This is a genomic window from Antarctobacter sediminis (genome assembly GCF_019218285.1).
Lineage (GTDB): Bacteria > Pseudomonadota > Alphaproteobacteria > Rhodobacterales > Rhodobacteraceae > Antarctobacter > Antarctobacter sediminis.
Map to the genome: position 1 here is coordinate 97,940 of NZ_JAHUZG010000008.1, position 14,936 is coordinate 112,875.

The 14,936-nt window shown below is 64.2% G+C and carries 15 protein-coding genes; 3 read left to right on the forward strand and 12 right to left on the reverse strand.

Features of this window, described 5'->3' with window-relative positions; all coding sequences use genetic code 11:
* Window positions 1–4: 4 nt before the first annotated feature.
* Together KJP30_RS23505 and KJP30_RS23510 are read left to right on the forward strand one after the other, a co-directional pair.
* Window positions 5–829 carry a 3-methyl-2-oxobutanoate hydroxymethyltransferase gene (locus tag KJP30_RS23505; protein WP_218451982.1) on the forward strand — a complete coding sequence of 275 codons (825 nt, stop codon included), beginning with the start codon at window positions 5–7 and terminating at the stop codon, window positions 827–829.
* Between the two features lie 115 nt (window positions 830–944).
* Entirely contained in the window at window positions 945–1,970 is a 1,026-nt protein-coding gene (locus KJP30_RS23510) for a Gfo/Idh/MocA family protein (RefSeq protein ID WP_218451983.1), read from the forward strand.
* A gap of 3 nt (window positions 1,971–1,973) precedes the next feature.
* Here the strand turns inward: KJP30_RS23510 and KJP30_RS23515 are convergent, their stop codons facing one another.
* From KJP30_RS23515 to KJP30_RS23570, 12 genes are all read right to left on the reverse strand, one after another.
* Window positions 1,974–2,570: a TetR/AcrR family transcriptional regulator gene (locus KJP30_RS23515; RefSeq protein ID WP_218451984.1), complete on the reverse strand. Its 597-nt coding sequence runs from the start codon at window positions 2,568–2,570 to the stop codon at window positions 1,974–1,976.
* A gap of 97 nt (window positions 2,571–2,667) precedes the next feature.
* The gene (locus KJP30_RS23520) at window positions 2,668–3,438 is read right to left on the reverse strand and encodes a PaaX family transcriptional regulator C-terminal domain-containing protein (protein ID WP_218451985.1); all 771 of its coding nucleotides are present in this window, start codon (window positions 3,436–3,438) and stop codon (window positions 2,668–2,670) included.
* A gap of 18 nt (window positions 3,439–3,456) precedes the next feature.
* Window positions 3,457–5,493 (reverse strand): phenylacetic acid degradation bifunctional protein PaaZ, encoded by a 2,037-nt coding sequence (gene paaZ / locus KJP30_RS23525; protein WP_218451986.1) that lies wholly within the window; start codon window positions 5,491–5,493, stop codon window positions 3,457–3,459.
* A 48-nt stretch (window positions 5,494–5,541) separates the two neighbouring features.
* Window positions 5,542–6,303, reverse strand: a complete 762-nt coding sequence (locus KJP30_RS23530) for a Phenylacetic acid catabolic protein (RefSeq protein ID WP_218451987.1) — start codon at window positions 6,301–6,303, stop codon at window positions 5,542–5,544.
* Between the two features lie 10 nt (window positions 6,304–6,313).
* Entirely contained in the window at window positions 6,314–7,381 is a 1,068-nt protein-coding gene (locus KJP30_RS23535) for a 2Fe-2S iron-sulfur cluster-binding protein (RefSeq protein ID WP_218451988.1), read from the reverse strand.
* A 12-nt stretch (window positions 7,382–7,393) separates the two neighbouring features.
* The gene (gene paaD, locus KJP30_RS23540; protein WP_218451989.1) at window positions 7,394–7,852 is read right to left on the reverse strand and encodes a 1,2-phenylacetyl-CoA epoxidase subunit PaaD; all 459 of its coding nucleotides are present in this window, start codon (window positions 7,850–7,852) and stop codon (window positions 7,394–7,396) included.
* 6 nt (window positions 7,853–7,858) lie between these two features.
* The gene (gene paaC / locus KJP30_RS23545; RefSeq protein ID WP_218451990.1) at window positions 7,859–8,620 is read right to left on the reverse strand and encodes a 1,2-phenylacetyl-CoA epoxidase subunit PaaC; all 762 of its coding nucleotides are present in this window, start codon (window positions 8,618–8,620) and stop codon (window positions 7,859–7,861) included.
* Window positions 8,620–8,913, reverse strand: coding sequence for a 1,2-phenylacetyl-CoA epoxidase subunit PaaB (paaB, locus tag KJP30_RS23550; RefSeq protein ID WP_218452013.1), 294 nt, complete (start codon window positions 8,911–8,913; stop codon window positions 8,620–8,622). The genes paaC and paaB overlap by 1 nt, the downstream gene beginning before the upstream one ends.
* A 98-nt stretch (window positions 8,914–9,011) precedes the next feature.
* The gene (gene paaA, locus KJP30_RS23555; protein WP_218451991.1) at window positions 9,012–9,989 is read right to left on the reverse strand and encodes a 1,2-phenylacetyl-CoA epoxidase subunit PaaA; all 978 of its coding nucleotides are present in this window, start codon (window positions 9,987–9,989) and stop codon (window positions 9,012–9,014) included.
* A 24-nt stretch (window positions 9,990–10,013) separates the two neighbouring features.
* Entirely contained in the window at window positions 10,014–11,216 is a 1,203-nt protein-coding gene (gene pcaF / locus KJP30_RS23560) for a 3-oxoadipyl-CoA thiolase (protein WP_218451992.1), read from the reverse strand.
* A 314-nt stretch (window positions 11,217–11,530) separates the two neighbouring features.
* Window positions 11,531–13,711, reverse strand: coding sequence for a xanthine dehydrogenase family protein molybdopterin-binding subunit (locus KJP30_RS23565; protein ID WP_218451993.1), 2,181 nt, complete (start codon window positions 13,709–13,711; stop codon window positions 11,531–11,533).
* A gap of 1 nt (window position 13,712) precedes the next feature.
* Window positions 13,713–14,177 (reverse strand): (2Fe-2S)-binding protein, encoded by a 465-nt coding sequence (locus tag KJP30_RS23570; RefSeq protein WP_218451994.1) that lies wholly within the window; start codon window positions 14,175–14,177, stop codon window positions 13,713–13,715.
* A gap of 139 nt (window positions 14,178–14,316) precedes the next feature.
* On the opposite strand from KJP30_RS23570, the gene KJP30_RS23575 reads away from it, so the two are divergent.
* Entirely contained in the window at window positions 14,317–14,934 is a 618-nt protein-coding gene (locus KJP30_RS23575; protein ID WP_218451995.1) for a TetR/AcrR family transcriptional regulator, read from the forward strand.
* Window positions 14,935–14,936 lie beyond the last annotated feature (2 nt).

Genomic DNA, 14,936 nt, shown 5'->3' on the forward strand with positions numbered 1-14,936 from the left:
CGCCATGAGCATGTATCACAACCGTCCGCATGTGTCGGACATCCGCAACATGAAGAAGCGCGGCGAAAAGATCTCGATGCTTTTCGTGACCACCCCCGAAGAGGCCGCCGCCGCCAATGCCGCCGGCATCCACATGCTGTCGATCGAGGGCAAGTTCTTTGACGCCGAGATGCGCGAAGCCGCGGGCGATTGCTTTGTGCAGGTCGGCCTGCCCTATGGCGGCTGGGGCCGGTTCGAAGGCCGCCCCATCGCCACTGGCGAGGACTACTTGCGCGCGGCCTTTCACTACGCGGGCCTTGGCGGCGACGCATATTACTGCTCCGCCTCCTACGACATCCAGAAACTGCTGTGTGACAACCACCTGCCGGTGGTCGGTCACATCGGGCTGATCCCCTCCTACATCACATGGACGGGCTGGCGCGCGGTGGGAAAAACCGCGGATGAGGCGCTGGCCTTGTGGAAACATACGCAGATGCTGGAAAAGATCGGTGTTTTTGGCGCCGAACTGGAGGTCGTGCCGGACCGAGTGGCCAAGTTCCTGACCGAGAACAGCTCGCTGGTCATGCTGGGCATGGGCGCGGGTAAATACGCCGATGCGCAGTACCTCTTTACCGAGGACGTCTGCGGCTATGGCAAGAACCACAAGCCCCGCCACGGCAAGGCCTATCGCAACTTCGCGCCGGAACTGGAAAGGCTGCAAGCCGAACGCATCGCCGCCTTCAAGGAATACAAGGCCGATGTGGACAGCGGCGGCTATCCCGCTGCGGAGCACACGGTGCCGATCAAGGACGCGGAATTCGACGCCTTCCTGCAATCGGTCAAAAGCTAGTGACCCGGCCCCGGACCCGTTCCGGGGCCTCCCCCCGCTGCACACACGAGGCCCCGGATCAAGTCCGGGGCACGTCCCTGCCGTGGTCCGGCCATCAGAACTACAGGAGAACGCCATGAAAATCGGAGTGGTCGGATACGGCACCGGCGGGCAGCATTTCCATACGCCCTTCATCGCTGCCGCCAAGAACTGTCACCTTGCAGGGATCGTCGCCCGCGCGCCGCAAACCGTGGCAAAGGTCAGGGCCGATTGGCCGGACACCCCCATCTATTCCAGCCTGTCCGAGATGATCGCGGCGGGCCTGTGCGACGCGGTCACGATCACCACCCCGCCCCAAACCCGCCGCGCGCTGGTTCTGGAGGCGATCGCCGCCGGGCTGCATGTGGTGGCCGACAAACCCTTTGCCCCTGACGCGGCGGGCGGGGCCGAGCTGACCGCCGCAGCCGAGGCCCGTGGCGTGACACTTGGTGTCTTTCAGAACCGTCGGCTTGACGCCGATCTGCAGACCCTGCGCAAACTGATCGCGGACGGTCGGCTGGGCCGCGTCTGGCGTATTCACAACCGCATGGACTTCGACGACCCTGCCACGTTGGAGCCCGGCCCCACCGGCGGCTTGCTGCGCGACCTTGGCAGCCACCTTGTCGACCAGATGCTGTACCTGAACGGCCCGGTGCAGTCTGTCTTTACCCATCTCGATCATGTCGATCTGCCCGAAGGCCGCACCAACGCCAGTTTCACCCTGACGCTGAACCACAAAAACGGCACCATGTCCGAGGTCTCGGCCACCAAGCTGAACCATTACAGCCTTCGGGAATTGCGCGCCTATGGTGACAAGGGCGCCTATGTCAGCCATTCAACGGATGTTCAGGCCCAGTCGATCTTTGCGGGCAAGCGCCCGGCAGAGGAGCCCGAGACCTGGGGCTATGAACCCCAGACAAACTGGGGCACGCTGTACAATGCGGAGGGTGCCACACGCATCCCCTCGGAACAGGGCCGCTATCACGACTATTACGAAGCTTTCGCCCAAGCGGTTCGCGATGGCACCCCACCGCCGGTCAGCGGCACAGAGGGAACCCGCGTTCTGGCTGTTCTGGATGCAGCCCGCGAAAGCGCGGAAACCGGGCGTTCCGTAACGCTGTAGCCACTATAGCCCCCGGACCCCTTTCAGGGTCAGGTTGGTGACTGTCTGCGCATAATCCTCGCGGGCCTCGCTGCCCGCGCCCCCATTCCACATGTAATACCAGTTCAACATGCCAAAGACCGACATGGTCACCGACCGCAGCTTGCGCGCATCCTGTCCCAGTTCTTCGGGCGCGATATCGGCAAGGATGGCCGACAGGTGATTAACCATGTCCCGCTGATAGGCGCGCAGCACCTTCTGCTTGTCTTCCGGAAGCGCCTCCAGCGCCGAGATCTGCACCTTGTGGTGATCGTCCGCCCCCTGATAGGCGCGCAGCACCGCCCGCACCGTGTTCAACAGACGATCTTCCGGGCTGGCCCCGGGGTCAGGATCGACGCAGACCCGCGCGTGCAGCGCCGACAAATAACTGTCCAGCAGGTCGAACAACAGCGCGTCCTTGCCTGCGTAGTAATGATAGATGTTGGCCTTGGAGATGCCGCAGCCCCGGGCAATCTGGTTCATCGAGGCGCGGTCATAGCCTTCGGCCGCAAAGACCTGCGCCGCGCAGTTCAGAATTTGCGCGCGTTTCTCGTCATGATCCTTGGCAATGGGGCGGGCCACGGTCTCTCCTCGCTGACTTCACCCCGACGACCTGCCGTGGCTTTGCCCGAAATTAACTGACCGTTTGGTCGGTGACAACATCATGTGACCCGGCCGATCACCCAGCCTCTGCCAAGGTTGCCAGAGAGGGCGCGGGCAAACGCAGCAAGAGCCGGGCCGTGCGGGCGCGGCATTCCGGACCGGCCCAGTTGGAAGGCAACACATAGTCCGGCAATTCGGGCACTTTCAGCACGATCCGACGCCAGCTGTGCACGATCAGCACGCGCAAGGCCGCCACCTGAAAGGCATCGGCCCCTTCCGCCCGGTCCAGCGCCGCCTCGGCCCGCGCTAATCGGTTTGCCAGATCCGCCGACAAGGCCACTGTGACCGGATCGCAGGTCTTGTCCCGCATCCAGCCGGGCAAAGCGCTTTCCGGCACCAGAGGCGTGGCAAAGGCCGCCGCACCGGCGGGCGGATGCGCCGTCAGAACCGCATGCGGCGTGACCCAGACGTCGTTGCGCGTCCACTCCAGCGGCGAGGCCGGATCGGTCAGCACCAGATAGGCCCGTTCGGCGGGCGGATCTTCCGCATAGATGCGCGGCGTCGCGGCCAGCGTCTGTGCCTGCCCCTCGGGTGTCAGCCGGTACAGGCTGCTGCGCCCGCTGCGCTGGCTTTCAATCCAGCCATCCTTGCGCAGCCGATGCAGGGCCACGCGCATGGCTTCGGGTTTGACCCCAATCCGCGACATGATCTCGCCCAGCAAGGACCCCGGCAGGGCCGAGCCATCGCGCGCGAGATCACCGAATACCGTTACAAGCAGGGACCAGACGCGCGGCGGCGTATCGCCCCGCAGGTCGTCGACCACCGTCTCGAATGCCCCTGCCTCCATCGTCCCCCGTCTGCGCGCTCAGGCGCTGTAGGCGTTCATGGTCAGCAGCTCGTATTCGGCCACCGCCTCGCCATCCTGATTTGTCAGCGTCACGTGCCAGCGCACTTCGCCATAGTCCTCGGTGCGACGGGTCTTTTGCTTGACCGTCAAACGGACGTGCAGCGCATCCCCGGCCACCACCGGCTTCATGAACCGTAGCCCGTCAAGGCCGGTATTGGCCAGCACCGGGCCTTCGTTCGGCTCGACAAACAGCCCGGCGGCGAAACTGAGCAACAGGTATCCATGCGCCACCCGCCCGGGGAAGAAGGGGTTTCGCGCCGCGGCCTCTTCGTTCATGTGCGCATAAAAGGTGTCGCCGGTGAACTCGGCGAAATGTTCGATGTCTTCCAGCGTGATGACACGCGGCCCGGCGTGGATCGTTTCACCGATGGCCAGCTCGTCGAAGCTGCGGGTAAAGGGATGCGCGGGCGCTTCGACCTCGGGCGTGCCGGGGATCCAACGGTTGCCGATCGCGCTGACCATCGCCGGGCTGCCCTGCACCGAGGTCCGCTGCATGTAATGCATCACGCCGCGCACGCCGCCCATTTCCTCGCCACCGCCGGCCCGTCCCGGCCCGCCGTGGACCAGATGCGGCAGGGGCGAGCCGTGGCCGGTGCTTTCTTTCATGCTGACGCGGTCATTGATATAGATCCGCCCATGGAAGGCCCCCGCCCCCACGGCGACTTCGCGGGCCACCGCCGGGTCATGGGTGATCACCGACAGCGCCAGCGAACCGCCGCCACGATTGGCCAGTTCCACCGCGTGCGCCATGTCGCGATAGCCCATGACGGTCGACACAGGGCCAAAGGCTTCGGTGTCATGCACCCGCTGCGCCTTGTCCGGGTCGGCGCAATGGAACAGCATCGGCGTCAGAAAGGCCCCCTTGTCCGCCTCAGCACCCGTGACCTCGAAATTCTCCGGGTCGCCAAAGACGCGCTCGGCCTCGTTGCCGATCAGCGCGGCCTTGGCCAGAACATCGCGTTTCTGACTGTTGGAAACCAGCGCCCCCATGCGGGTCGCCTCGGCGCGCGGATCACCGATCGTCGTGTCGCCAAGGCGCGCGCCCAGCGCCTCGATCACTGCCGCGACCTGCGCCTCCGGCGCCATGATCCGCCGGATCGCGGTGCATTTCTGCCCCGCCTTCACCGTCATCTCGCGGTGCACTTCCTTGATGAACAGGTCAAATTCGGGCGTGCCCGGCACCGCGTCCGGCCCAAGGATCGAGGCGTTCAGGCTGTCCTGTTCCGCCACAAAACGCACCGACTGCTGCAAAAGGTGCGGGTTCGACCGCAGTTTCAGCGCCGTATCGGCCGAGCCGGTAAAGCTGACCGCGTCCTGACAGGTCAACCGGTCCAGCATGTCACCCAGACCGCCCGCCACAAATTGCAGCGCGCCTTCGGGCAGCAATCCGCTGTCCAGCATCAGCTTCACCGCCAATTCGGTGACATAGCAGGTGGCCGTCGCCGGTTTGACGATGGCCGGCACCCCGGCCAGCAGCGTCGGCGCCAGCTTTTCCAGCATCCCCCAGACGGGGAAGTTGAAGGCGTTGATATGCACCGCCACACCCAGCAGCGGCGTGCAGATATGGTGGCCGATGAACTGGCCCGAGCGTGATAGCTGCTCTACGTTGCCGTCCATGTAGACATGCCCGTCAGGCAGTTCGCGCCGCCCCTTGGAGGCAAAGACCATCAACGTGCCGATGCCGCCATCCACGTCGATGAAATGGTCCTTGGCCGTCGCACCGGTGTTGAAGGACAGGTCGTAAAGCGCCTGCTTGTGCTGCGACAGATGCTTGCCCAGTGCCTTGAGCATCTTGGCCCGCTGGTGAAAACTCATGGCGCGCAGGGCGGGACCGCCCTTGGTGCGGGCAAACTCCAGCATCGCCGCCACGTCCAGCGCATCATTGCCCGCCCGGGCCATGGTGGCGCCTGTCACGGCATTTTCGATCTCGCGCGCACCGGCGCCCGGCGCGATCCACTGTCCAGCCGCAAAGCTGCTCACTTCAAGAAGGCTCATCTCGTCCCCTGTCCTGCCGGATCGTGCCGGCGCGTTGTTTCGGTTGGTTCAGGCGGCTTCGGTCAGGCCCAGCCGTCCCAGCGCCGCGTCCAGCCGCGCCTCCCACGTGGCGCGCATCTCGGCGGCGGTGCCGTGCCGCAGCCCCCAGGCCGTCAGTTGCGCCATTCGATCATCCGACGGATCGCCAAAGATCGCCGCAACGCGCGGACGCCAATAGGCAAGGCTCTGGGCGATCGCCGCGCCCTGCCCCTGTTCGGTCAGTCGCGCAAGGCCTTCCTCGGCCAGTTCCGTGTGCCGCCGTTCGCGCGGCGCAACCTCGCGCAGCGCCTCGGCCAGCGGCTGATAAGAGCTGCGGCTCATATCCTCCAGCTGCACGGCAACCGCGTGCCCCATGCAAAGGTTCATGACCACCGCATCGGCCCAGCCGTCCAACGGGTAGTTGAAGACGGAAAGCCGCATGTCATGCGCGTTGCGCTGGCTGCCCGGGGCGGTGTCGCGCGGCAGGCGGTCGCTCCACGGATGATGGTTGGCATAACGGTCCGTATTCGCCCCGAATTCGCCCATCAGGCGCAACACCTTGTCCGCGTGGTCGGTCTTTTCCAGCACGATCCGCGCGGCGGCGATCCGCTCTTTGATGCCAGGTCCGGCGTTGATGACATCGGCAAAACCCGCCGCACCCGCCAGTTCACTGTCCACGAAAGTGCTCATCAGCTTCATCAACTCGGCGCGGTAGCGCGGCGGCACGTTGGCGGGGTTGGTCAGCCGCCCCCCCTGAGCGAGATAGTCGGCGATGTTCATCTCTTCGGTCATGACGTCCCCCTTACTGGTCGTAGTCCACGACCACGCGGTCGGTGAGCGGATAAGACTGGCAGGACAGGACGTAGCCGCGCTCGACCTCGTAGTCCTCCAGTGCGTGGTTGGCGACCATCTCGACCTCGCCCTCCAACACCTTGCATTTGCAGGTGGAACAGACCCCGGCCTTGCAGGCATAAGGCGCGTCCATCGCGTTTTCCAAGGCCGCGTCAAGGATCGAGACATCCTTGTCCATCTCAAAGCTGCGCGAAGTGCCGTCCAGCGTCACGCTGGCCTGCGTGCGGGCCGCGCCGGTGCCCGCCTCGGCGTCGCGGGCCTTGCGTTCCAACCGGCCGGGCTGGGCGCTGGCGAACAGTTCGAACTTGATCTGGTCCTCGCTCAGGCCGTGGTCCTTGAGCGCCTTGGCGATGCCCAGCATCATCGGCTCCGGCCCGCATATGAACGCCGTGTCCACCGCGTTCACGTCGATCCAGTGGTCGAACAGCGCCGCGCATTTTTCGGCATCCACGCGCCCCTGGAAAAGCTCGATGTCCTGCGCATCACTTTCCAGCACGTGAATAATGTTCAACCGGCCCATGTAGAGGTTCTTCAGATCCTCCAATTCCTCGCGGAACATGATCGTGTTCACGCCCCGGTTGGCATAGACCAGCGTAAAATCCGAGCCCGTCTCCGAGGACAGGACCGTCTTGAGGATCGACAGCACCGGCGTGATCCCGGACCCGCCCGCAAACCCAAGGTAGGACTTGCGCGCCCCTGCATCCAGCGGCGTGTGGAAAGAGCCCATCGGCTCCATCGCCTGAAGGATCATTCCCGGTTTCAGTTCGTCGTTGGCCCAGGTCGAAAAGGCCCCGCCGTCGACTTTCTTGATGCCAACTTGAAGGATGCCTTCATCCTTGCCGGCGCAAATCGAATAGGAGCGGCGCAGTTCTACACCTTCGATTTCCTGTCGAAAGGTCAGGTACTGGCCCTGGATGAAATCGAAATCCCCACCGTTGACCGGTTTCAGGGTCACGACAACGGCGTCGCGGATGGTCTTTTTCACATCCGTGACATTCAGCTCATGAAAGCGCGGCATCGGCCACCCTCCTCAGATGCATTTGAAGTAATCGAAAGGCTCAAGACAGTCGCTACACCGCCAATGCGCCTTGCAGGGTGTGGAGCCGAACTGGCTCACACGGGTCACGTTCTTCGATCCGCAATGCGGGCATTTGTCGGGCCCTCCGGCGGGCTGGGGCGGCGCGATGCCATAGTCTTCCAGCTTGGCCCGCCCCTTTTCCGACAGCCAGTCGGTGGTCCAGGGTGGCGCGATGCGGGTTTCGATCCGCACCTTGCCCACGCCGCGATCCCGCAGCGCCGTCTCGATATCCATCGAGATCACGCTGGTCGCCGGGCAGCCCGAATAGGTCGGCGTCACCGCCACCTTGACGGTATCGCCCTCCAGCACGACCTCGCGCACGATGCCCAGATCGACGACCGAGATCACGGGGATCTCGGGGTCCGGCACCTCGTCCAGCCAGCCCCAGATCTGATCCACTGTCGGTGTCATGGCGGTTTACCAGGTCGCGCCCGGATAGGCGCGCTGCAACCACTGCATCTGTGTCAGCAGGTGGCCCAGGTGTTCCGAATGGCGGAAGCCGGTCTTGCCGCCGGAATGGGCGAAATTGCTGTCCGGAATGACCAGCGTCGCCTCGGCCATGACCTCGGTCACTGCCGCGTCATAGGCCGCGCGCAGGCTGGAGGGTTTCGGCGCGATCCCGGCCTCTGCCATGGCGTCGCCCACCGCATCGTCGGTGAACATCTCGCCCACGTAGGGCCACAGCAGGTCCAGCGCCGCCTGCATCCGGCGATGGCTTTCCGAGGTGCCGTCGCCCAGCCCGATCACCGTATCGCGCGAGCGTTCGACGTGATAGGTCACCTCTTTCACCGCCTTGGCCGCGATCCCGGCCACACGTTCGTCCGAGGACTCCATCAGCGCCTGCAACATCAGCAGATGCGCCTGATCGAACAGGTACTGCCGCATCATGGTCTGGCCGAAATCGCCGTTCGGCTGTTCCGCCAGCAAGACGTTGCGGAAATCCCATGCGTCGCGCAGCATCGCCAGATCATCGGCCGAGCGGCCCTCGCCCTCGACCTCTCCCGCCAATCCCAGCCACATCTGCGTCTGGCCGATCAGGTCCAGCGCAGTATTGGCCAGCGCGATGTCCTCTTCCAGCACAGGGGCGTGGCCGCACCATTCGCTGACCCTGTGGCCAAGGATCAGGGTGTTGTCCCCCATCCGGCACAGGAATTCAAAGAAAGCCTGATCTCGGGTCATCACATGGCCCCCACTTCTTCGGGAATGTCGAAGAAGGTCGGGTGACGATAAACCTTGGACTCGGACGGCTCGTACAGCGGTCCTTTTTCCGACGGCGACGAGGCCGCGATATGGCGTGCTTCGACGACCCAGATGCTGACACCCTCGTTGCGGCGGGTATAGACGTCGCGGGCGTTCTTGATCGCCATTTCCGCATCCGGCGCATGCAGCGACCCGACGTGGCGGTGGCTCATGCCGTGCTGACCACGGATGAAAACCTCCCACAGCGGCCATTCATGGCGCTTCGGTTTCATGGCTTGTTCCGGCGTGTCCGGATAGGCGGCGTTCGGAGAACTCATGTCATCTTCCTCCCAAAATCAATCGCGGGGGCTCTGCGCCCCGGCGCAGAAACTCACTCGGCGGCAACCTTGCGTGCGGCCTTTTTCTCGGCATGGGCCAGCAGCCCGTCGCGCACCCATTTGCCGTCGTCCCAGGCCTTGTTCCGCGCGGCCAGCCGTTCGCGGTTGCAGGGGCCGTTGCCCTTGATGACGTCAAAGAACTCGGACCAGTCCGGCTCGGAGAAGTCGTAACCGCCCTTTTCCTCGTTCCATTTCAGGTTGTCGTCCGGCACGGTCAGGCCAAGGTATTCCGCCTGCGGCACCGTCTGGTCGACGAACTTCTGACGCAACTCGTCATTGGTGTTCATCTTGATCTTCCAGGCCATCGACTGCTCGGAATGCACGGATTCCTTGTCCGATGGGCCGAACATCATCAGCGAGGGATACCAGAAGCGGTTCAGCGCATCCTGCGCCATCTTCTTCTGCGAGGGTGTGCCCTTGGCCATCTTCATCATGATGTCATAGCCCTGCCGCTGGTGGAAAGACTCCTCCTTGCAGATGCGGATCATCGCCCGGCTGTAGGGGCCGAATGACGTCCGCTGCAACGGCACCTGGTTCATGATTGCCGCGCCATCGACCAGCCAGCCGACCGCGCCCATATCGGCCCATGTCAGCGTCGGATAGTTGAAGATCGACGAATATTTCATCCGCCCGTCCAACAGCATCTCGGTGATCTCGTCGCGGGTCACGCCCAGCGTTTCCGCCGCGCAATACAGGTACAGCCCATGCCCTGCCTCGTCCTGCACCTTGGCCAGCAGGATCGCCTTGCGTTCCAGCGTCGGCGCGCGGGTGATCCAATTACCCTCGGGCAGCTGGCCCACGATTTCAGAATGCGCGTGCTGGCCGATCTGGCGGATCAGCGTCTTGCGATAGCCCAGCGGCATCCAGTCCTTGGGCTCGATCTTTTCGCCCGCGTCGATGCGCGCCTGAAAGGCGGCCAGCTTCTCGGGATCTTCCTGCGTCGCTTCGGATTTCACCATCTGTGCGTACATGTCAGAGCCTCCCTGCTCGTGTTCTCAAACCCGTTCCAGCACGATTGCCGCGCCCTGCCCCACGCCCACGCACATCGTACACAGCGCATAACGCCCGCCAGAGCGTTTCAGCTGATGCGCCGCGGTCAGGACAAGGCGTGCGCCCGACATGCCCAGCGGATGGCCCAGCGCGATGGCACCGCCCTGCGCGTTCACGCGCGGGTCGTCATCGGCAACGCCGAGGTCCCGCAGCGTGGCAAGCCCCTGGCTGGCGAAGGCTTCGTTCAATTCTATCACATCCATCTGGTCGATGGTCAGGCCAAGGCGGTCCAGCACCTTGCGGCTGGCGGGCACTGGGCCGATGCCCATGATGCGCGGGGCCACCCCGGCCGAGGCCATGCCCAGCACGCGTGCCATCGGCGTCAGCCCCTGAGCCTCCGCCGCCGCGCCCGAGGCCAGCAACAGCGCCGCCGCCCCGTCGTTCACGCCGCTGGCATTGCCCGCGGTGACACTCAGGTCGGGGCCGTTCACGCCCTTCAGCTTGCCCAGCTTTTCCGCCGTGGTGCCGGGACGCGGGTGTTCGTCCGTGTCGACGATGAGGGGATCGCCCTTGCGCTGCGGCACCTCGACCGGAACGATCTCATCCGCGAACAGCCCTGCTGCCTGCGCCGCCTCCCAACGGGCCTGCGACCGCGCGGCAAAGGCATCCTGATCGGCGCGGCTGACGTTGAAATCGGCGGCCACGTTGTCGGCGGTCTCGGGCATGGAATCCGTGCCGTACATCGCCTTCATCCTTGGGTTCACGAAACGCCAGCCGATGGTCGTGTCATAGACCGCATTGGCGCGTGTAAAGGCGCTGGTGGCCTTGGGCATCACGAAAGGCGCGCGGCTCATGCTTTCGACGCCGCCGGCGATGGTCAGGTCATAGTCGCCCGCCTTGATCCCCCGTGCGGCGAAACCCACCGCGTCCATGCCACTGGCGCAAAGGCGGTTCACCGTGGTGCCGGGCACTCCCTCGGGCAGGCCCGCCAATAGTGCTGCCATGCGTGCGACATTGCGGTTATCCTCACCCGCCTGGTTGGCCGAGCCATAGATCACCTCGTCCACGGCGCTCCAGTCGACCGACGGGTTGCGCGCCATCAGCGCCGCGATCGGCAAGGCCGCCAGATCATCCGCACGGACCGAAGACAGGGCCCCACCATAGCGCCCGATCGGAGTCCGCACCCCGTCACAGATGAAAGCATCCATAGGCGACATTCCTCCCATTAATCGACCATGCGGTCGGAATACGACAGACCGGAGATTCGCGCAAGGAAAAGTTACAGCAATTCGCCAACCTTGATTTTCTGTAACGCTTTGCGCGCCTCCCTTCCTTTCACGCTGACCTGCCAAACCTGTTCACGCAAGCCCGAGCTGCAAAGTCCAAACGGCGCGCCAGCGCCGTTCCGGGGACGGTGGGCCGGGCGATATCGGCGCGATAGCGCCGAGGAGCGCCGCCCCCGGCCACGAAAAAACCCGCCCCCTCGCAGGGGCGGGCCTCGTTTCAAGCAATCGCAAACGTATCAGACGAAGTTGACGCCGGAGTTCACCATCGGCAGTTCCAGCACCCGTGGACCACCTGATGCGGCGATGGCATTGGCCAGCGCCGGACCTGCCGGCGGCGTGCCCGGTTCGCCCACACCCGAAGGCGCCTCGGTCGAGGGCACGATATGCACCTCGATGGCGCCGATATCGCTGATCCGCAGCGGCTCGTAGTCGGGGAAGTTGTACTGATCCACCACGCCTTCAGTCAGCGTGATCTCGTCCCGCATGATGTGACCGATGCCATAGCCGATGCCGCCCTCCATCTGGGCCTTGATCACGTCCGGGTTCACCGGGATGCCGCAATCCACCGCACAGGTGACCTTTTCGATCTTCACACCGTCGTCGGCGGACCCCGAGATCTCGACCACCTCGGCCACATAGCTGCCAAAGGACTTGTGCACGGCAATGCCCTGCGCACGGCCTTCGGGCGCAGCCCCCCAGCCCGCTTTTTCGGCGGCCAGTTCCAATACGCCAGCCACGCGGCGCTGATCGGCACCCTCGCCTTTCAGATAGTCCAGACGGAACGCCACCGGATCACGGTTGGCGGCGGCTGCGGCCTCGTCCATCATCGTCTCGATGACATAGGCCGTATGGGTGTTGCCGACCGAACGCCACCACAGGACCGAGGTCGCCTTGGCCACATCGGTCAGGCCGACGAACATGCCCGGCAGCGCATAGGGCGTGTCCGGCAGGCTTTCCAGCGCCGAATGGTCGACACCATCCTGTACCATCATCGCTTCGAACGAGGTGCCTTTCATGATCGACTGTGCCGCGACGCGGTGATCCCAGCCGACGATGCCGCCGTCGGCGTCCAGACCCACGCGCACGCGGTGCGCCACTGCGGGGCGATAGTATCCGCCCGTCACATCATCCTCGCGCGACCAGACCAGCTTGACCGGGCGCGTCCGGTCGGTGACCGCAAAGGCCAGCGCCGCCTCGACCTGATAGTCCGCCGTCGGCGTGGCGCGACGGCCAAAGGATCCGCCCGCGAACATCGTGTGCACCTGCACCTTGTCCATCGGCAGCTCAAGGATGCTCGACAGCGCCATATGCGGCCCCGTCGGCATCTGTGCGCCGTCGTGCAGGATCACCCCGCCATCGGCTGTCGGCTCGATGGTACAGGTCAACGGCTCCATCGGCGCATGGGCCAGCAGCGGGAAATAGTAGGTCCGGTCGACAACCGTTTCGGCCCCGTCCAGCGCCGCCGAGGTCACCGACAGGTCCGCGCCGGTCACGTTGTATTCCGGATCGGCGTTCACCGCCGCAATCAGCTGGTCCTTCACCTCCGAGCTGGAGCGCATTTCAGCGGCGGAATCGTCCCATTCGATCTCCAGCGCCTCGCGCGCCTGGAACGCGGCCCAGGTGGTTTCCGCGAAGACCACGACACCGGCCTTGTTCGGCAGGATGGCCGAACGGATATAGCCCTTGATCCCCTGTGCGCCGCTGTCGTCAAAGCCGACCGCAAGGCCACCCATGCGCGGCGTGCGCTGGATCACCGCAACCATCTGGTTGTCCAGCTGCATGTCCATGGCAAACATGGCCTTGCCGGTGGTCTTGGCCCCGTTGTCCATGCGCTTGACCGCCGGGTTTCCGATCAGTGTGAACTCGGACGGGTCTTTCAGGCGCGGTTCGGCGGGAACCTCCATCGCGGCAGCGGCGGCCACGAACTCGCCCAGCGGGGCGGATTGACCCGCGCCGGAAATCACGCCTTCCGACAGGCTCAGCTCACCGGCATCCACGCCCCATGCCTTCGCGGCGGCCTGAATCAGCATCTCGCGCGCGGCGGCGCCGGCGGTGCGATACTGCGTGAACGAGTTCGCCATGGCAGTGGACCCGCCGGTGCCCTGGAACGGGCCGAAGAACAGGTTGTTGTACAGCTCGGGGTTCGACGGCGCGAAATCAAAATCGATCTGCTCCATCGTCACGCCCAGTTCCTCGGCGATCAGCGTGGTCAGGCCGGTCGACGGCCCCTGCCCCATTTCAAAATGCTTGACGATGGCGGTCACACGGCCATCCGCATCGATCCTGACGAATGGCGTCAGCATCGACGGTTCGCCACCGGCGGCCAGCGCACCATCGGGACGGGCGCCGATGTACAGAACGGCAGCGGCGGCAGCGGCCCCTTTCAGGAACCCGCGACGGGAAGTGTTCAGGGTCATATCAGGCCTCCAGGATTTCAGACGCGCGCTGAACAGCGGCGCGAATGCGCTGGTAGGTGGCGCAGCGGCAAGCGTTGCCCCACATGTAATTGTCGATTTCGTCGACGCTCGGCTTGGGGTTTTCGCTCAGCAGGCCAACGGCGGACATGATCTGACCCGACTGGCAATAGCCGCACTGAACCACGTCCAGCTCGACCCAGGCTTTCTGGACCGCCGCGCCAACACGGGTGTCGGCCATGCCCTCGATGGTGCTGATCTCGGCACCTTCGACGTCTTCGATATAGGTCTGGCAGGACCGGACCGGCGCGCCATCCAGATGCACTGTACAGGCCCCGCACGAGGCAACCCCGCATCCGAATTTCGTTCCGGTCATTTTGAGTTCATCCCGGATCACCCAGAGCAAGGGTGTCCCGGGCTCGGCATCCACTTCGTGGGTGGTGCCATTCAGCTTCAGGGTAAAAGCCATTGGAAATCTCCTGTTCGCGCTTGTTCGCCACGGTTGGTAAACTGGCGCGTTTACCATAGCGACGCGCCCACAGGGTGTAAACTCAAAAGTTTATGACACCAATTTGCGCTTGGCCGGAGGCAGGCATATATCTGGTCGCATGAGTGATTGTTTCAAACCCCATGCCGGAAAATATGCCGCCATCATCGAGGCGGCGGTTGCCGAATTCCAGGAAAAGGGGTTCGGGGCGGCCAGCATGGACCGTATCGCCGCACGCTCGGAAGTATCAAAGCGGACGCTCTATAAGTATTTCGAAAGCAAGGAAAACCTGTTCCGCTCGATTGTCGCGGAACTGTCGGAACGGTTCAGCGGCCTTTGCGAATTCGGTTATGTGCGAGGGCGCCCGATCCGTCAGCAATTGACTGATCTGGCCTGGGCCGAGGCGCGGCTTTTGCTGACCCCGGACGTGATCGCCATGGCGCGTATGATCATTTCGGAAACGCTGCGCAGCCCGGAACTTGCGGCAGAGGCGCAGGGCAAACTGGAACACTCGCCGGTTTTTGCCGAACTTCTGCGGGATGCCGGTGCCGACGGCGTTCTGAACATCGACGATCCCGACGATGCCGCCAGCAACTTCCTTGCCCTGATCAAGTCGCGCGCCTTCTGGCCCGCCGTCATGACGGGCACCCAGGTCAGCGAGGAACGTATGGGCGAAATCGTCGAAAGCAGCGTCGATTTCATGCTTTGTCGCTATGGCGTGACACCACCGGCGATCTGACC